We start from the raw sequence: 18,990 nt of genomic DNA on the forward strand, positions 1-18,990 counted from the left end.
AACATCCCATCGGGGACGTTGGCCCTTTTCCATTTGCGGAGCCAACATCAATATACACACTGTCCATTCCCAATGAGACATTCACCGTCGCCACGCTCGCGGGCGTCATCGCCCTGTTCGCCAACGAGCGCGTGAAGGAGACGGAAACATCGTCGATATCGTTGCTCAGCGGCGGCGTTCGGGGGTGCGGACGAAAACTTGGACTACCTGGAGGTAGTTCATGTTCTCATACGAAGATCGCATTCGAGCGGTCCGACTCTACTTGAAGCTTGGCAAGCGCATCGGGGCTACCATCCGGCAGTTGGGCTATCCAACAAAGAATTCTCTCAAAGCCTGGCATCGCGAATACGAACAGTGCCATGATCTACGGGCCGGCTATGTTCGTTCGAGGGCGAGGTATTCGGCTGAACAGAAGAAGGCGGCCGTCGGTCATTATTTGAGCCATGACCGCTGTGCTGCCGCAACCTTGAGGGCTTTGGGCTATCCGAGTCGCGAGACGCTTGCAGCCTGGATCGAAGAGCTGCATCCCGAAATCAGAAAACGCGTTGTCGGCAGAGCAACTGGCAGCGTTCCGAAATCACCGGAGGTGAAGCAGGCGGCAGTCATCGAGCTGTGCACCAGAGAGGAAAGCGCGCGCCTGGTTGCCCGGAAAGCAGGCGTGAGCAGGCCGACGCTTTACAATTGGAAGAACCAGCTACTCGGTCGTGACGCCCCAGCATCCATGAAACGCCAGAAGAAGCCAGTACCGAACGACGAGCGTGCGAAACTGGAACAGCAGGTCGAATCGCTTCGACGCGACATCCGGCAACTGCAGCTCGAGCACGACATCCTGAAGAAGGCGAGCGAACTGATAAAAAAAGGAATGGGCATCGACCCGCAACTCCTGAGCAACCGGGAGAAGACGATGCTGGTTGATGCCCTCAAGCAGAGCTATTCGTTCCCAGAGCTGTTAGCGACCCTGGGGCTTGCCCGCAGTTCCTACTTCTATCACCGCGCACGTCAGCTTGTCGCTGACAGGCACGCTGACGCGCGTCGCGTCATCGCGGATATCTTCAAACTCAATCACCGTTGCTACGGATATCGCCGGATCCACGCTGCGTTGGGCAGGCAGCAGATCGTCATCTCGGAGAAGGTGGTGCGACGTTTGATGCGACAGGAAGGTCTGGCCGCTGCCACGACCAGGCGACGTCGCTACGGCTCCTATCGCGGAGAAATAAGCCCTGCGCCGGAGAACATCATCAATCGTGACTTCCGCGCCGCTGCCCCGAATCAGAAATGGCTCACGGACATTACCGAATTCCAGATTCCGGCCGGCAAGGTGTATCTGTCGCCGGTGATTGACTGCTTCGACGGTCTCGTTGTGAGCTGGTCAATCAGCACGCGGCCGGATGCCGAACTCGTCAATACCATGCTGGATTCGGCGATTGAGTCAGTGGCTACCTGCGAGGAGCGGCCCGTGGTTCACTCCGATCGCGGTGCCCACTATCTCTGGCCGGGATGGCTCTCACGGATGCGGGATGCCAGACTGATTCGCTCGATGTCGCGCAAAGGATGTTCGCCCGACAATGCAGCCTGCGAAGGTTTCTTCGGGCGCCTCAAGACGGAGTTATTCTATCCCCGTGACTGGCGGGCGACGACCGTTGATCAATTCATTGAAGTCGTTGACTCGTATATCCGCTGGTATAACGCAAAGCGTATCAAGGTCTCGCTCGGTTCCCTCAGCCCCGTCGAATACCGGCAGAGTCTTGGAATCGCGGCGTAAATCAGTCCAAGAATTTGTCCGCACCCCCCTCGAGCGTCGCGGACTTTACCGGCACCTAAGGGTACGCGAGCAATAGTTTGCGCCCACCGGGACAGGGCGTCTGCCCATTCGCGTTGGTGACCGACGTGATGCACGTGACATCCAGGCACTCGCTCTGACGTCTTCGTCGAGCACCGGCAACGCATACAGGAGGCCCGCACGCGCAGAGGAGGCTGAGCTCGCTCTAACGCTGCTGATATGAGGAGCGGTGAGCCGCGCTCACCGTCTCCTTTTCCTGACCACCATCCACCGCGGCGACTTGAAGCGCACGATACTCACGTAGAGCCAGACATACGTCCCGGCGAACACCACCACGAAGCAGAACAGGTGAAGCGTGTGCCGCCAGAACAACGTGGCCGGCACGACCGCGATCAGACACAGCAGCCACAAGTACGGCGACGTCAGCGAGTTACGCCGCGTCAATTCGCGCGCGGTACGCGTGCCGACCGCCCAGCGCATGAGCCGCTTATACACCAGCATATGCAGATGCACGCCGTCGGGAATTCCCGGCGACATGCCGCGAATGAATTTCTTCCGGTAGATCGAGAAGCAGGTTTCGAAGATCGGATACATGAACAGCAGCACCGGATACCACGCCGATACGTCGCGGTTGCGCATCACCAGCATGATCGACAGCTCGGCAAGCATGAAGCCGATGAAATACGCGCCGCCGTCGCCGAGAAAGATCAGCCCCGCTGGAAAATTCCAGATGAAGAAGCCCAGCACCGCGCCCATCATCATGAACGAGGCGGACAGCACGATCGGATCGGACACCTGGAACGCCACGTAGGCGAGCGAGGCGAACATCATGAACGCGACCATCGACGCGAGTCCGTTAAAGCCGTCGATGATATTGATCGCGTTGGCGAGCGCGGCCACCGCCAGCACCGTGACCGCGCAGGAGATCACCGCGTACGAGAGCAGGAAGTCGAGCGGCGGCACGCTGATGCGCGTCACGGCGATGTTCAGCAGGAAATAGGCGAGCGCGGCCGCCGCCATTGTGCAGACGAGCCTTGCAAGCGGCGACACGCGCTTGGTCAGGTCCTCGACCAAGCCTGAGCCGAAGGCCGGCATGCCGCATGCAATCAGTCCGAGAATGCCGCCCGACACGGCGGGATACTGGTGATGCAACTGCACGGCGGAGACGATCAGCCCAAGCAGAATGCCGGTCCCGCCGATGCGCGGCACCGGGCGCACATGGAATTTCTGCACGCCGGCCAGATCGGTGTCGGTGGAGAATTTTTCATGCAGATGCGCGTAGCGCACGATCAACAGCGTGATCAGCAGTGAAACGAGAAAGCCGAGCGCAAAACTAAGCATGAAAGTGGGCCTGAGCGAAGACGCCGAATTATACAAACGAAACGCGCCACGCCCGGAAAAGCAGCGGCGTCGCGTGGTTGCCCTCGGATCCCAGATAGTGAGGTCAAAGCCGCTCGCAAATGCCCGCCAGTCATGGATTCCACCTATTTAGCAGTGGCCGTGCGAGGTCGTTAACCTGGATGCGGCGAAGAGTAAGTCGCGCGCAAAAAGATGGCGCGCGCGCCTGCCAACCTGTTTCGCCGCCGATCGGCAAGACGTTCCGGAGACCCAATGCTAAATAACATCACAATTCGTGGCGGCCTGACGCTGGTGATCAGCGTATTCGTCGCTTTCCTGCTGACAGTGATCGGTGTCGGCTATGGCGCGCTCAAGCTCGCCAACAGCAGTCTCGACGACACGCAACGCAGCGCCGCCGCGTTGTCGCATCTGAAGGCGAGCTCCGAGAAGCTGCTGCAAGTGCAGCTGGCACTGGGTTCGTATCAGACGCTCTTTAGCGTCGGCAAGCAGACCGACGACCTGTTGCCGGCCGCGCACAAGGTGCTGGTCGAATCGAACAAAGACTTCCGCAATTACATGGCCGGCCCTTTTGCGGACGATAACGAGCAGAAGCTCGCGCAGTCCGTGGAACAGGCGCGCAGCGCGCTGGTCGACAAGGCGATCGAGCCGGAGTTCAAGGCGCTTGCAGACTTCGATTTCAATACCTTCCGCAATATTCAGGGCGAGACGGCGAACGGTTTTTACGCCACCTATTCGAAAGCGATCGACGCGCTCGAACGCTCGCGGATCGACAGCCAGCATCAGCAAGCGCAAACGGCCGCGCAGCGCTTCCAGATCGCGACGCTGCTGTTCGTCGCGATCGGCGCTATCGCGCTCGTGATCGGGGTGGCTGCGCGGATCGGTTTGTCAGTCGCGTTGATCAAGCCGGTCAACGCGACCGTCAAGCATTTCGAGCGCATCGCCGCCGGTGATTTGACAGTGGCTATCAAAGTCAAGTCGCGCAACGAGATGGGCCAGTTGCTGGGCGCCTTGACGAAGATGCGCGACGGCCTCGTCGAGACCGTGTCGAAAGTGCGCGGCAGCACGACGGCGATCACTCAGGGAGCCAACGAGATTGCATCGGGAAATGCAGATCTGTCCTCACGCACCGAGCAGCAGGCTGCGGCGCTTCAGCAGACCGCGGCGAGCATGGAGCAGTTGTCGGCCACGGTGAAACAGAACGCGGACAACGCGAAGCAGGCGAACCGGCTCGCCCATGGCGCGCTCGACACAGTCACGCGTGGCGGCAAAGTGGTGTCCCGTGTCACTGAAACGATGGATGGGATCAGCGAGTCGTCGCGCAAGGTGACGGAAATCATCGGCATGATCGAAGGGATTGCGTTTCAGACCAACATTCTGGCGCTGAACGCGGCAGTGGAAGCAGCGCGCGCCGGCGAGCAGGGGCGGGGGTTCGCGGTGGTGGCGTCGGAAGTGCGCAGCCTCGCTCAGCGCTCAGGTGCGGCGGCGAAAGAGATCAAGGAGTTGATCGGTGAGTCGGCCGCCAAGGTCCAGGAGGGCGCGTCCCTCGTGTCCGACGCGCAGAAGACGATTCATGAAGCGATGAGCGCCGTCGAGCGCGTGACCGGCGTGATGAATGAGATCGAGGCGTCCGCACTCGAGCAGAGCGACGGTATCGAACAGGTCAACAAGGCCGTCTCGCAGATCGACGAAGTCACGCAACACAACGCGGCGCTCGTGGAGGAAGCCGCTGCGGCGGCGAAATCGCTGGAAGAGCAGGCGACGATTTTGCGGGATGCGGTGGCGGTGTTTCAGATGGCGTAATGGCGCAGGGGCGTGCGCTCGCGTCGTCGGCGAGCGCCGTTTTCAAGCGGGGAACGAGCGGCAATTTAATTCAGACATCCTAATTGTTAGATTTTGTAAAATCAGCGTATACATGTAACCATTCAGCTTGTTCAACTGGTATGTCGATTGCTAATTAAAGGCATTTTTCCCGACGCCATCGCGGTCCGGAAATCCTTCCGTACAACAGAATATTTTTTGCAGTGACGCCTTGCGGTAAGGTTCCGGAATATTGTCCGTGCGCGAGCGCACAGAGTGATGCTTCGCATTGAGGGATATTGTATGTCGAATCCGATCCGAGGAGTTGTCCTCGACGCCGGCAACGCACATGGTGCACATCATTCACAGCGGACAACTATCGAGCCCCAAAGTCATGCAGAGGTCCTCAGCGGCAGGTCCGGATAGTTCCGGGAGCGTACCAAGCGATTACTCGTGTGTGTTGTGCGGCGCCGGCCCGGCAGGAATGGGCTTCCTGTTCTACGCATTCAAGAGCGGCAAGCTGGCGGAGGTGGCCCGAAACGGCCTGCTGATCATCGACAAACGCGTGAGGCTCGGAGCAGGCAAGCTTGGCGACTATGTGAACGTCACGGGCAACTCGGTCGCCAAATCTTTCCTTGCGTGCCTCGAGCACGAGCGCTTCGACGACGTGTTCGGCGACATCCGCGAATACAACGAGTTGCACAGGAAACTCGCCGCGGACCCCGACGGCGCACCGCTGCTCTCTGAGGTCGGCGAGTTGCTCACGCTGGCTGCCGAGCGGCTCATCGCGCACCTCGCCGAACATTTCGATGTCGATGTACTGCGTGGACACGAAATCGACGCGATTCGTCATAGCCAGGACGGCCGCTTCGAAATCGCTTATCACGACACGCGCAGACCGGCGGCACGCCGGACGGTGATCAGCGACACCGTCGTGATGAACCTGGGCGGAACGCAGCGCGTCGAAGAGGTCGACGATCTGTGCCGTACGTTGGACATTCCATTGCCGGGCAACGGCGTCATCACCTGCACGTCGGATGAACTGCTGCGCGTTACGAGCACGCAACTGGTCGATACCTTTGCGCCCGTGTTTGCTTCTGCCACGAACCGGATCACGATCATCGGCGGCTCGCATAGCGCCTTCACGATGACCGAGCGTCTTGCGACTGATCTCGGTGACGCTGGACTCAATGAAATCGCCATCATTCACCGCTCGCCGATCCGGCTGTTTTTCGAAACCGAGGAGGAAGCCCGCGCGTGGGGCTATGCAGTCGATCCAGTCAACGATATTTGCCCGATCACGGGGCGCGTTAATCGTTCCAGCGGTCTGCGCTACCGCGCCTTCGAGATCGCATGTTCGGTGATGTCGCACGGCCGTGTTGCGGGAACGAAGCCGCGAGTCGAATTGATCGACGCGGGCTCCGGCGAAGACGAGCGCGTCCGCGCTGCTACCTGCCTTGCGCACTCGTGTGGCGTGATCCATAGCGCCGGCTATGGGCCCAACATGTCCACCCTGGTCGACCATCGCGGGGCGCGCATTCCGCTGCAATATTGCCGTGGCGGCATCGAGGTTGACGAGTTTGCCCGTCCGCTCGACATCAACGGCAAAGTGGTACGCGGACTCTTCACGTTCGGGTTGGGTTCAGGGTTTCGGCCGGACCCGGAGCTCGGGAGCGAGGCCGCATTCTCCGGACGAATCCACGGCGTCTGGATCTTTCACCATCAAATCGGCAAGCGGATTCTGACCGGCGTTCTGAAAGCGCTGGCTGAGAAGGACGCCATGCAGGAAGCGGAAATGATTACGACAGCGGATGACGACGGACATGCGAGTGGCCGGTCGCGTCGCGGTCGAGCGGACCATCGCCGCTGACTGATGACGTGCAGCCCCCTGCACGTCCTCTGCTTACCGATTCGAGTCGGTCGGACAAGGTATTATTATTCAGTTTATTCCGTCCCATAGACATCCTTAATAAAATGGACATTGCTGCGATTTCGGAATAGGAATCGTTGGCAATCAACTAATATCGGCCGTCTTTCACTCTGCCGCAAAGTGACATTTTTGCGTCCAGCGTTCTAGCGAACGTCCGGCGCAAAATATTCCTCTTAATTCCGCCGATCGTGCGGGCTATTCCGCCAGCATTATTGGCGCGGACTTCTTCGCCGGTTATGCTGCATTGCGACATCGAACGCAACGCGATGACCAGTGCGAAGCCTTGATCGTCTCCATTACCGCTTCTGTTTGCCGGCCGCACGAGTGAGGGCAATGCATCGTCACTGGCTCCTCGATTCGAGCGGAGGCCTGCCATATCCAGGCAGGCTGCGATACTTACGTGAGGGAAATGATGACGACATTCCAGTCGTACCGCCGTGGTAACCGTTTGTTCGAGGCGCTCCCAACGCATGAATGGGAAGCGCTGCTCCCTCATCTCGAACTCGTCGAATTGAGTCCGGGTCAACTGCTGTCGAAATCCGGTGAAATCATCCGAACCGTCTATTTTCCGGCCACAGCGATCGTGTCCCTGCTGCAGACCATGGAAAACGGCAGCTCGGTGGAGATCGCCGCGATCGGCAGGGATGGCACGACGGGTGTGCCGATCCTGACGGGTGGTGACACCATGCCGGCCAGCGTTCAGGCTCAATGCCGGGGTTTTGCTTATCGAATCAGCGCTGCCGCACTGCGCGACGCGCTGCGCAATTGCGCTTCCTTGCGCTCGCTGATGTTGCTGTACATGCAAGCTCTCCTCACGCAGGTCGCGCAGACTGCGGCGTGCAACAGGCTGCACCGACTGGACGAGCAACTGTGCCGCTGGCTGCTGGTCGATATCGATCGTTCGGGCATCAGCGATTTGCAAGTCACGCAGCAAGTCATTGCCGACATGCTCGGCGTGCGTCGTGAAGGCGTGACCGAGGCGTCCGGCAAGCTTTGCAACGCCGATCTTATCCATCATAGTCGTGGCCGTGTCCGGATCCTCGATCGGACTGGGCTCGAGGCGCGTTCATGCGAATGTTATGCGATCGTGAAACGCGAATTCGACCGCTTATTGCCGCGGATCAACGCGACGGAAGTCACGCGTTGAGGGTTGCCGCATCTACATTCCGAATGGACGTCTGGGACGCTCAGCAATACGTTGGGGCGTTCACGTAGATTGCCGTGTCAGGACGACAAAATGCGGCGAGCACCTGACTTGCGCGACCTGACGCAGGCACCGGAAAGGTTGGGCTTGCTGCTCGCGTATCGCGAGATCGGTAAGCTTGCGATTGATCGGCCGCGGCGCTGGTGGAGAAAGAAGAAAGGAGGCGTAGAGATCAATGGTCAGGTCCTGGCCAAGAATCACCGTATCGCGGTCCGTGTGTTTGGGATCGTGTGCGGCAGTTTCTCCCGCTCGCGGAGAGCTATTCGCGCGTGACAACAATTACGCTCGCGCGGAGTGCCCGCCTAGACTCATCGGCCTGCCGTCCTAGCATAGACCTCGAAATCTGATCGCAAATTGCCGTTCGTCGTCTGCTTTGTATGTCAAACCGCCATTGCGCGGCGGCCTGCAGTTCTTGCCTCGCATCGCACTACATCCGTGCTTTTGCCGACTTTGCCATCCTCGTAAGCGCGGCTGGTTTCACGCTGTGACCTCCAACGAGCGCGATCGTGAGCGTTCGACTGGTCCAATGTCGCACTCACTGCCACGCCATACGTGCACCGCCTCAACTGTGCCGTTTTTCGACCCGGTCGCGATTCTAGTAAAGTATGATGATTGGCGCGTCTATCGCCGCGTCATACTATCGCTGTTGCCTGTGTGTCTCTAACGCTCTACAGGCTGCATGCGGTGATTTTTCCGTGAATCGCGAAGGAGGTGAATCGTTATAAATTCAATCTCGCCTCAATTGAAAGGACCAGGTAAATGTCGAGCGTTTTGACACATTTGTTATGCTTCATATTCGGCGTGGTCATTGGCGTTTTCGTATGTGCATTATGTGTCGCACGTTCGAGAACGCCACGAGACGATAAATAACCCCACCTCGGCGATAAGGCCGAACAACGTCAACGCCACGCGGTCGAAACACGGGCAACGCGAATACTACAAGCGTTGCCAGACCGCGCGAAGCTCCCCTCGATACCCTTCGGTTAGTGCAGGCGAAAGCGTGTATGTTGCTTTCCGCACTGAAACAAGTTTTCTGGAACCCTACACTGAGCTGGTTGCATCTGTTCGCGGCGATGGAAGTCGCGATGGAACGCTATAGCAAAGCTGCTTATCGACGTCCGGTGGCCGCACCATTCACCGGATGTCAGCCAGATTCCGATCGACCTTCCGCGCAACTTCGTGAAGGCGGCTTCCAAAGGGCTTCCATGATCTTCGTGACAGGCGGCGCCGGTTTTATCGGCGGCAATTTCGTGCTTGACTGGCTGCAAATCTGTGATGAACCCGTGGTGAATGTCGACAAACTCACCTATGCGGGCAATCTGCGCACGCTGAAATCGCTACAGCGTAATCCGCTGCATATTTTCGAATGCGCAGACATTTGCGACCGCACAGCAATGGACGAATTGCTGGGTGAATACAAGCCACGTGCGATTATCCATCTGGCGGCGGAGACTCACGTCGATCGGTCCATTCACGGGCCGGAGAGCTTCGTGCAGACCAACGTCGTGGGTACCTTCACGCTACTGGAAGCGGCGCGCTCATATTGGAGCAGGTTGAACGACGCTGCCAAAGCGGAATTCCGGTTCCTGCACGTGTCGACCGACGAAGTGTTCGGCTCGCTCTCTACTACCGATCCGCAATTCTCCGAAACCACGCCGTACGCGCCGAACAGTCCTTACTCGGCCACCAAGGCGGGTTCCGACCATCTGGTGCGCGCCTACCATCATACGTATGGCTTGCCGGTGCTCACCACGAACTGCTCGAACAACTACGGTCCGTACCAGTTCCCGGAGAAGCTGATTCCGCTGATGATCGCCAACGCGCTCGGCGGCAAGCCGCTGCCGGTGTATGGCGACGGTCAGAATGTGCGCGACTGGCTGTATGTCGGCGACCACTGCAGCGCGATCCGCGAAGTACTCGCACGCGGCACGCCGGGTGAGACGTACAACATCGGTGGCTGGAACGAGAAGAAGAACCTCGACGTGGTCCACACGCTGTGCGACCTGCTCGACCAGTTGCGTCCGAAGACGGGCGCGTCGTACCGCGATCAGATCACGTATGTGAAGGATCGTCCGGGCCACGACCGCCGTTATGCGATCGACGCCCGCAAGCTCGAACGCGAACTCGGCTGGAAGCCGGCGGAAACGTTCGAAACGGGTCTCGCGAAAACCGTCCAGTGGTATCTGGAAAATCAGGAATGGTCGGACGAAGTCGCTTCGGGCGACTATCGCAAGTGGGTTGAGACCAACTACGCGCAGCGCGCGTAAAGGCACGGCAATGGCGCGCAAAGGCATTATTCTCGCGGGCGGTTCGGGCACCCGCCTGTATCCGATTACGCATGTGGTCTCCAAGCAGTTGCTGCCGGTCTACGACAAACCGATGATCTACTACCCGCTGTCCACGCTGATGGTGGCGGGGATTCGCGACGTGCTGATCATCTCCACGCCGCAGGACACGCCGCGTTTCGAAGCCATGCTCGGCGACGGTAGCCAATGGGGCATGAACATTCAGTACGCGGTTCAGCCTTCGCCGGACGGTCTTGCGCAGGCCTTCATCATCGGCCGTGATTTTGTGGGCAACAACCCGTCGGCGCTGATTCTCGGCGACAACATCTTCTATGGGCACGATCTGGCGAAGCAACTGGAACGCGCGAACGGTAAAAATGAAGGCGCGACAGTCTTCGCTTATCACGTGCACGATCCGGAACGGTATGGCGTCGTCGAATTCGACAAGCAGTTCCGCGCGCTGTCGATCGAAGAGAAGCCGGTCAAGCCGCGCTCGAACTACGCGGTCACGGGTCTGTACTTCTACGACAGGCAGGTCTGCGACATTGCCGCGGACATCAAGCCATCGCCGCGTGGCGAACTCGAAATCACGGATGTCAACTCGCGTTATCTCGACAACGCGGCGCTCGAAGTGGAAATCATGGGGCGCGGTTACGCGTGGCTCGACACAGGCACACACGATTCGCTGCTCGAAGCGGCTACGTTTATCGAAACGCTGCAAAAGCGTCAGGGTTTGGTGGTGGCGTGCCCAGAGGAGATCGCATTCCGCCAACATTGGATCGACGAAGAGAAATTGCTCCGACTCGCCAAACCGCTTGCCAAGAATGCATATGGCCAGTATTTGCTCAATCTTCCGAAGGATCAGGTGGCCTGGCCGAGCCGTTGACCTCATCGTGTTCGAATCAACTGAAGCACTCGCGACTTCCGTGCGGTAACTGATACGCAACTTGCGGAACGTGCGCCGCCGCACATTTAAATTAAAGCTGGGCAGGTACGCTTCAGGCGTAGACCGCAGTGATGCGCATCATCAGGTGGATTGCGCAAAAGCGCTCACATACGGGTCTGTTCACGCAGTCGAGGGGTGTTCGCCGATAGTGACGATAGGCCCGCAGACCGCATCAAATACTTTGGTAGTACACCAAGTTTCACAGTAGTGATTTTTCCCTATCTTCGATGCGCGTTGCGCTCAGCGTGAATTGTCATCCGGCATTGGCCGTCCGGAACGGAGGTGGGGTCTTTCGGTCGTTAGACAGATCAAGCGCTCCCCCCTGAGACACGTTCGCGTTGAATTGATATTAGCGATGTCAAATTCAGAATTCGCGGCGACTCCGGCGGTACCTTCAGCCCTTACCGAATTTACTGGCAGACCGCGATGTTGAGACGAACCCTGCTCGCAAATTTCGTTGGACAGATGGTGACCGCGTTGCTCGGCATCGTCATGGTCCCGATATACGTGCATCATCTAGGGGTCGAAGCTTATGGGCTGATTGCCATCAACGCGGTGGTTCTCGCATGGGTGCTCGTTCTCGACTTTGGCCTTTCCCCCACCTTGTGCCGCGAGCTCGGCAGCCTGCGGGCCGGCACCGGTTCGAAAGCCGAGGTCGGACTGCTACTGGAATCACTGGAAAAGCTGATTCTCGGCACCAGCGCCATCCTGTTCGTCTTGTCGATCTTCATCGCACCATATTTCGCCGAACGATGGTTGAATGCGTCCACGTTGCCGCCGAGTGTGATTCGTACGGCATTTGTGCTGATGATGCTGACGGCCATCGCGCGGTGGCTCGGTGCGTTATACCGCGGGGGCGTGGTCGGCATCGATCGACAGGTCGCACTCAACGGTATTGTCATCACCTTTGCCGTGATACGCACCGTGCTCGTTGTGCCGATCATCATGATCTGGCCGCGTATCGAGTTCTTCTTCGTGTGGCAGCTTCTGGCGATTGTCGTAGAAGCAGCCGCGATGCGCACGCTGCTCGGCCGTACGATCGATATACCGTTTGTGTCCATGCGTTTCTCATGGAAGGTACTGTCGTCGCGCGCAAAGCTGTCGCTTTCGATTGCATTGGCGACGGTGATCTGGGCCTGCACCACACAGATCGACAAGATTGCTCTCTCGAAGATTCTGCCACTGGCGGATTTTGCGGTGTTCAGCCTTGCGACGCTGTTGGCGAGCGGAATTCTGTTGCTGGCTAATCCGATTCAACAGGCCTTCATTCCCCGGCTGACTACCGAAAGCTTCGGCGGCGGACAACGTATTCACCAGATGTATGCGCTGGCCACCGAACTGACGTCATTGGCGGTGATTCCGGTCGCGGCAGTGTTCATCTGTGCGCCTGAGGCCGTGCTTCGATTCTGGTCTGCAAGCGCGCCGTTAAGCCCCGAGGCACTGCGAACGATGCAATGCTATGCGGCAGGAAATGCGTTTTCAGCAATCGCTTCGCTGGCGTTTATTGTGCAGTACGCGAAAGGGGACCTGTCTCTGCATCTCAAAGGCAATATCGGTTTTCTGGTGCTCTATGCACCCGCGGTCCTATTTGGCGGCATTCATATCGGGGCGGTGGGCGCGGCTTATGCATGGGCGGCAATGAACTTTCTGCTCCTGTTCGGCTGGGTTGCGATCGTTCACCGAAAGTTTATCCCCGGTATCAACTCCAGTTGGTATTGGGGCCTCGCCACGCGTATCGCCGCGCTCACACCCGTCGGACTGTTGCTGAGTCTTGCGGACCTCACAACCTGTTCACGCATTGGTCTGTTCTTTGTTTTATCAGGAGCGTGGCTCGCCATGGCTGCATTGACCATCGCGGTCTCGCCGATCATACAACGAAAGGCTCGCCACCTGGCCGGGCGGCTGGTCTTCAACTGAGACAAACAGCATGGATACTAATCTTCTCCAACCGGTCCACCAGCACACCGCGCCTGTATTGTCGGTCATCGTGCTCTGCTACCGGCAAGGCGAGTATGTCGGTCCGTGTCTCCAAAGCATTCTCGACCAGAAGCTCGACGTGCCATTCGAGGTAATCGTGGGCGACGACAATTCGCCCGACAATTCTCTCGACGTTATCGAGTCGTTTCGATCGCAGTATCCGGATGCGATCAAGGTCATTTCGCACGACGCCAACGTGGGCTTCGCTGCAAACTTCGCCGATACCGTCGCAATGGCAAACGGCGAATACATCGCGAACATAGACGGCGACGACGTCATGCTTCCCGGCAAGCTGCAGCGTCAACTCGACTTCTTGAGAGAGCATCCCGAATGTGGTCTCGTCGTTCATCGGATGCGCACCGTGGATCAGGATACGTTGGAGTCCGTGCCGTATCCGTTGCCCCAAAAAAAGCCAGCAACGTTTGACGCTGCCTACCTCATCAAGAATGGACCGCACTTTTTTCATAGCTCGGAAATGTATCGGGCCCACCTGCGTCATCGCAGTCCCGTTGATGTAGGTCTGAAAGCGGTCTGTGATCTGGCTCATCTGGTGCAGGTCGTCGTCGGATCGCAAGGCTGCTACCTGGACGAGGAGTGGGGCCTTTACCGCGTTAACCGGACTGGCATGACCTCATTGGGAATCAACAATCCCGAGCGTCACAGAGAAAACACGAACGACATGATCCAGACCTGCCAGATCGCAGCCGATCTCGGCGTGGCGAGCGATGCAGTCAACCGCGGACGCGCACGGTTCTATCTGACCTCGGCCATCTTCTATCTGGAGCACGGACGAGACGATGGCTTCGAGGATTGCATCGAATTGAGCTGGCGTGCGGCAACGCTCGGCATGAAACAGCTGGTTCTGTACTCCCTGCGTCGTTGGCCACGTGTGTTGCGCAAGGTATATACGCGGCTCAAGCAGATGGCCAGACGGCAGCGGGTCAGCGCATGAGTACGACCGTACAGGAGAACGAGCACCCCGCTACGACCAAAGTGAGGCTGCTCGATTTGTGTAACCGGGCGTTTTTAGCGTGGCATCGGCTGAAGACGCGCGTCTGGTATGCGCGTGTATTTCAATCGGTCGGCGCGAAAACGACGATCTTTCGTCCCATGCTGCTCGTCAACGTGCATTGCGCATCGATAGGGGAGGGTGTGTTGATTAGGCCGGGCGCGCGCATCGAGCTTGTCGTGACGGATTCGGCTGCGCCGCCGCGGCTAACGATCGGAAGCCGCGTCAATATCGAACAGAACGTGCACATCGTATGCGGCTCTTCCATCGAGATTGGTGACGGCGCGACCATTACCGGCAACGTTGCCATTGTCGATGTCGAGCATCCGTATGAGGACGTCAACGACGCCACCCGCATTGGCGAGCGTATTCGCACGCGAGGTAATTGTGTGGTGATCGGACAGGGCGCATTTATTGGATTTAGCGCAGTCATTCTGCCCAACGTGAAGATTGGCCGCCACGTCGTGGTCGGCGCGCATTCGGTAGTGACCCGCGACGTTCCCGACTATTGCGTGGTCGCAGGCAATCCGGCGCAAATTATCAAGCGCTACAACTTCGAAACCAGATGTTGGGAGAGGGAGAAACAATGAAAGTCCTGATTACGGGTGGTGCCGGCTTTATCGGCTCGAGTCTGGCGCGCAAGCTCTGCGCCAACAATGCGGAAGTCACGGTCCTCGATAACCTCTCGCCGCAGATTCACGGAGACAATCCCAGTGTCACGTCTGCGATCTTCGCATCGTTGCCCGAAAGCGTGCACTTCGTGAAAGGGTCGGTGACTGACCGGGCCGTTCTCGATCGAGTCATGCAGGGGCAGGACGCGATCGTTCATCTTGCGGCCGAGACGGGTACGGGCCAATCGATGTACGAGGTCGATCGTTATGTCGACGTCAACGTGCATGGCACAGCGCTGATCCTCGACATACTGGTCAAGAATAGCTGCAATTCCGTGCGCAAAGTGGTCGTTGCTTCGTCTCGCGCGATTTACGGCGAAGGCAAGTATCGTTCTCCGGCTGCCGGCATTCTGTATCCCGGTCCGCGGAAGGAAAAAGACATGCTCGAAGGCCAGTTCGAGCATCTCTGCCCGGTAAGCGGCGAAGCGATGGAATGCGTGCCCACCGACGAGGAATCGAAAATCCATCCGACGTCGCTCTATGGCATTACCAAGCAGACTCAGGAACAGATGGTGATGACAACTTGCCGTTCTATTGGCATCGATGCGTCGGCGTTGCGCTATCAAAATGTCTACGGCCCTGGGCAGTCGTTATCCAACCCTTACACGGGCATTCTCTCAATCTTTTCGACGCGCATCAAAAACGGCAATCCGATCAACATTTTTGAGGATGGCCTGGAAAGCCGTGACTTCGTCTATATCGATGACGTGGTGGATGCGACCTACGCAGCGCTAACGAACGCGAACGCGGCGGACAACGTGTTCGGCATCGGTCAGGGCGTGCGCACCTCGGTCATGGACGTCGCCAGGACTTTGTGCGAGGTATATGCCAGCGATGTCAACATCACCGTGACGGGCGCATTCCGCCTAGGCGATGTCCGCCATGTCTACGCCGATTTGACCAAGGCAAGGGACATGCTCGGATTCGAGCCCAAGGTGTCGTTTAGCGAAGGCATTGCACGGTTTGCCCGGTGGGTTGACCAGCAGGAGGTGGTGGCCGACACCTACGAGAAGAGCATCGCCGAGATGCGGGAGAAGGGTCTATACAAGGGCTGTGAACGCGCCGCATGACACATCGGTCACGCCCTCACGCCATGACGGAGGCGCCTCGACGACCGCCTCCGCAACTCATTTGAAGGACGCGATATGTCAACGAGATATGTTTTGCCGCTGATCGGGATTGTCACCGTGCTGTATCGCTCCGATTCCGTGCTTCCCGATTTCTTCAAGAGTCTCGCCGCCCAGCGCGATGCGAAGTTCAAGCTGTACGTGATCGACAACAGCGAGAACGACTCGGGGTGTGCGATATCGCGGGAGCTTGCGGCTCTCAATTATATTCACGCCGATATCGTGTTCAATAACGCCAATGTCGGCGTCGCTCGGGGTAACAATCAGGGCATCGAGATGGCGCTTGCAGACGGATGCGAATACGTTCTGCTGGCCAACAACGACACCGACTTCCCTAATGCCGACGTGATCGCGGGCTTGGTGCGGCACACCGAAGATGCGGCCGCGTTGGCCTCGGTGCCCAAGATCACCTATCACGGCACCAATCGGATATGGTGTGCGGGTGGAAGATTCTCGCCGCTCACCGCCACCACGCCGCACGTGGGCGATCGGAAGGAAGATCGTGGGCAGTTCGACGAAGAAATGTTTACGGAATACGCGCCGACCTGCTTTATGTTGCTGCACAAAAGCATCTTTCAGACAGTCGGAATGATGGACGAGAAGTACTTCGTCTATTATGACGACAGCGACTTCGTCTGGCGCATGAAGAGTGCCAATATCGGCCTGCTGTACGTGCCGACATCGAGCGTCGGTCACAAGGTGGCGGTGTCCACCGGCGGCAATGAAAGTCCCTTCAGCCTGTTCTATACGGCACGCAATCGCGTTTATTTCAGCCGTAAGCACCTCGCCCCTGCACACCGCGCAATTGCGATTGCCTATGCCGTGGTCACGTTGACCGTCAAATGCGTGAAGTTTTCGCCGGCGGCTAGATCGAGCGTGTTCAAAGGACTTAGAGCCGGTTTCTCACTGTCAGTCGCCGATCATTGAGTGAGGGACTGCTGGGCAGTGTTTCGTTACTCCGGCCTGCTGCCAATTACCCGGCGCGCACACCGGCATAAGCGATGGCGACGAAAGTACACTGCGCGAGATAAGAGAACTCCGGGACGGAGGTTAACATCATCATCAGCCCGCACCTTCCGGTGCGTGGGCACATCTGGACCGCTGCCGACGACTTCTCGTCAACGTCCGGATGCGATTCGCACACGCATGTCCAGTGTGGGTCAGCCCTATTTCACTAGCGTGCTGAAAATGTCGACCACGCGCATCTGTTGCGTTTCGGTCAAGCCGGCCCAGAGGGGAAGCCGAATCAAGCGTTTTGACTGGTCGACGGTAACGTCCAATGGACCGCCAGCTTTGCCGTACCGTTGCCCGCCCGGAGATGAATGTAGCGGAACATAGTGAAATACCGAGCCTATTTCCTGCCTTCTGTATTCATCGAGTAGACGTTGGCGTACGTGTTCGTCTTCGACCAGAACGTAGTACATATGCCCGTTGTGCTGGCACTCTTTCGGCACGATCGGGCGACGGAGCGCGCCTCGGCGCTCGAACGGTTCGAGGAGCGCATGATAACGCTCCCAGTGTGCGAGGCGTGCCTGAGTAATCTTTTCAGCACTCTCCAGTTGAGCCCATAGGTAAGCAGCGATCAACTCACTCGGTAAGAATGAAGAGCCAACTTCCTGCCAGGTGTATTTGTCGACTTCTCCGCGAAGATAGCGACTGCGGTCGGTGCCTTTCTCGCGGATTATTTCCGCGCGCCTCGTAAGGGCGGGATCGTTCACTAGCAAGGCGCCACCCTCGCCGGAAATGATATTTTTTGTTTCGTGAAAACTGTAAGCTCCGAGGTGACCAATGGAGCCGAGGCTGCGGCCCTTATAGGTTGCCATGACCCCCTGCGCTGCGTCTTCGACGACTTTAAGTCCATGGCGTTGAGCGATGGATACGATCGTGTCCATTTCGCAAGCCACGCCGGCGTAATGCACTGGGACGATCGCGCGAGTTCGTGGCGTGATCGCCGCTTCGATCAATCGCTCGGAGAGATTCATAGTGTCTTCACGGACATCCACGAAGACAGGCACACCACCGCGCAGCACGAATGCGTTTGCCGTCGAGACGAATGTATACGACGGCATGATGACTTCATCGCCGGGTCGGATGTCCAGCAACAGAACCGCCATTTCAAGCGCGGCAGTGCAGGAGTGAGTCAGCAATGCCTTGCCGGCACCGCTTCTTTTCTGCAGCCACTCGTTGCAACGTCCTGTGAAGGAGCCGTCGCCAGCGAGCTTTTTACTGAAGTGAGCTTCTGCAATATACTTCAGTTCGTTACCCGTCATGGCCGGCGTATTGAAGGGAATACGATTCTCGTTTACCTCGATTCCAATTTGCGGCGTAGATCGGCTCATGAATAGTTGACCTCAACATGATCGAGAATCAATAGTTCTCGCTGCGACACATATTTGGATCTCGAAGCTGCCCGGCTTCAAGGCCCCCCTTTCCGGCGAACTCGCTACGTGTTTCAACGAGCAAGTTGCACGAATTCTTTCGCTGTGAATATCAACAGGAGATTGTTCTGAAGCGTGACACTTTGTCCCTCTCATGGAGGGTGCTTGCGGACTGTGCGGCTTGCTCATAGCTTCGCCATCTGCTGAGCCCTGGGTATCGCGTTGAAGACCTATCCCAAAAGACGTACTCCTGCACGCCGCAACTTCCGGACGGTTTCGGAGACCTAGTCTTCGCTTTGCCCGCCAGACCGAGGCACCAGCGCAGTCACACCTGCGTTGGGGAGCGATGATCGCGGCGTCGGTCACCGCCAGGAAAGGCGCAAGCTCCGTCGCGTCGACCACGGACACCAGCCCTGGATACGCTTGGGGCCGAAATTGATACTTGGGTTCATATTGGTTTGACGAATCGACGGCTTGCACTTGATGTTGTCACCCAATCCGCAACGCGCCGATTCGCCGCAGTCGCA

The 18,990-nt window shown here is 58.1% G+C and carries 15 protein-coding genes; 12 read left to right on the forward strand and 3 right to left on the reverse strand.

Annotated features, from left to right (window positions below; all coding sequences use genetic code 11):
* Positions 1-220: 220 nt before the first annotated feature.
* Positions 221-1,762, forward strand: a complete 1,542-nt coding sequence (locus tag B0G80_RS20095) for an IS3 family transposase (protein ID WP_116119141.1) — start codon at positions 221-223, stop codon at positions 1,760-1,762.
* A gap of 258 nt (positions 1,763-2,020) precedes the next feature.
* Here B0G80_RS20095 and B0G80_RS20100 read toward each other — a convergent pair whose 3' ends face one another.
* The gene (locus tag B0G80_RS20100) at positions 2,021-3,121 is read right to left on the reverse strand and encodes a glycosyltransferase (protein WP_116119142.1); all 1,101 of its coding nucleotides are present in this window, start codon (positions 3,119-3,121) and stop codon (positions 2,021-2,023) included.
* Positions 3,122-3,391: 270 nt separating this feature from the next.
* Between B0G80_RS20100 and B0G80_RS20105 the strand changes: the two genes are divergently transcribed.
* The 6 genes from B0G80_RS20105 (at position 3,392) to rfbA (ending at position 11,241) form a co-directional block, all read left to right on the forward strand.
* A complete protein-coding gene (locus B0G80_RS20105; RefSeq protein WP_116119143.1) occupies positions 3,392-4,939 on the forward strand; it encodes a methyl-accepting chemotaxis protein in 1,548 nt (515 codons plus the stop codon).
* A 391-nt stretch (positions 4,940-5,330) separates the two neighbouring features.
* Positions 5,331-6,806 (forward strand): hypothetical protein, encoded by a 1,476-nt coding sequence (locus B0G80_RS20110; RefSeq protein ID WP_116119144.1) that lies wholly within the window; start codon positions 5,331-5,333, stop codon positions 6,804-6,806.
* Positions 6,807-7,278: 472 nt separating this feature from the next.
* Positions 7,279-8,013 (forward strand): Crp/Fnr family transcriptional regulator, encoded by a 735-nt coding sequence (locus B0G80_RS20115; protein WP_116119783.1) that lies wholly within the window; start codon positions 7,279-7,281, stop codon positions 8,011-8,013.
* Positions 8,014-8,121: 108 nt separating this feature from the next.
* Positions 8,122-8,343 carry a hypothetical protein gene (locus B0G80_RS20120; RefSeq protein WP_147309882.1) on the forward strand — a complete coding sequence of 74 codons (222 nt, stop codon included), beginning with the start codon at positions 8,122-8,124 and terminating at the stop codon, positions 8,341-8,343.
* Positions 8,344-9,275: 932 nt separating this feature from the next.
* Positions 9,276-10,337, forward strand: a complete 1,062-nt coding sequence (gene rfbB / locus B0G80_RS20125) for a dTDP-glucose 4,6-dehydratase (RefSeq protein ID WP_116119784.1) — start codon at positions 9,276-9,278, stop codon at positions 10,335-10,337.
* A 10-nt stretch (positions 10,338-10,347) separates the two neighbouring features.
* Complete coding sequence (gene rfbA / locus B0G80_RS20130; RefSeq protein WP_116119146.1) at positions 10,348-11,241, forward strand: glucose-1-phosphate thymidylyltransferase RfbA; 894 nt, start codon at positions 10,348-10,350, stop codon at positions 11,239-11,241.
* Positions 11,242-11,831: 590 nt separating this feature from the next.
* Here the strand turns inward: rfbA and B0G80_RS46960 are convergent.
* Positions 11,832-12,125 carry a hypothetical protein gene (locus B0G80_RS46960; protein WP_258878921.1) on the reverse strand — a complete coding sequence of 98 codons (294 nt, stop codon included), beginning with the start codon at positions 12,123-12,125 and terminating at the stop codon, positions 11,832-11,834.
* Between B0G80_RS46960 and B0G80_RS20135 the strand changes: the two genes are divergently transcribed.
* From B0G80_RS20135 to B0G80_RS20155, 5 genes are all read left to right on the forward strand, one after another.
* Positions 12,109-13,218, forward strand: a complete 1,110-nt coding sequence (locus B0G80_RS20135; RefSeq protein WP_258878922.1) for a hypothetical protein — start codon at positions 12,109-12,111, stop codon at positions 13,216-13,218. The genes B0G80_RS46960 and B0G80_RS20135 overlap by 17 nt on opposite strands.
* 10 nt (positions 13,219-13,228) lie before the next feature.
* Entirely contained in the window at positions 13,229-14,230 is a 1,002-nt protein-coding gene (locus B0G80_RS20140; protein ID WP_116119148.1) for a glycosyltransferase family 2 protein, read from the forward strand.
* A 158-nt stretch (positions 14,231-14,388) separates the two neighbouring features.
* Positions 14,389-14,877, forward strand: a complete 489-nt coding sequence (locus tag B0G80_RS20145) for an acyltransferase (RefSeq protein ID WP_258878923.1) — start codon at positions 14,389-14,391, stop codon at positions 14,875-14,877.
* A complete protein-coding gene (locus B0G80_RS20150) occupies positions 14,874-16,028 on the forward strand; it encodes an NAD-dependent epimerase/dehydratase family protein (protein ID WP_116119150.1) in 1,155 nt (384 codons plus the stop codon). Before B0G80_RS20145 ends, B0G80_RS20150 begins: the two co-directional genes overlap by 4 nt.
* Positions 16,029-16,103: 75 nt before the next feature.
* Entirely contained in the window at positions 16,104-17,012 is a 909-nt protein-coding gene (locus B0G80_RS20155; RefSeq protein WP_116119151.1) for a glycosyltransferase family 2 protein, read from the forward strand.
* A gap of 239 nt (positions 17,013-17,251) precedes the next feature.
* Here the strand turns inward: B0G80_RS20155 and rffA are convergent, their stop codons facing one another.
* Positions 17,252-18,424 (reverse strand): dTDP-4-amino-4,6-dideoxygalactose transaminase, encoded by a 1,173-nt coding sequence (gene rffA, locus B0G80_RS20160; protein WP_116119152.1) that lies wholly within the window; start codon positions 18,422-18,424, stop codon positions 17,252-17,254.
* Positions 18,425-18,990: the final 566 nt, after the last annotated feature.

The sequence above is a fragment of the Paraburkholderia sp. BL6669N2 genome (assembly GCF_003387275.1).
Taxonomy (GTDB): Bacteria; Pseudomonadota; Gammaproteobacteria; order Burkholderiales; family Burkholderiaceae; genus Paraburkholderia.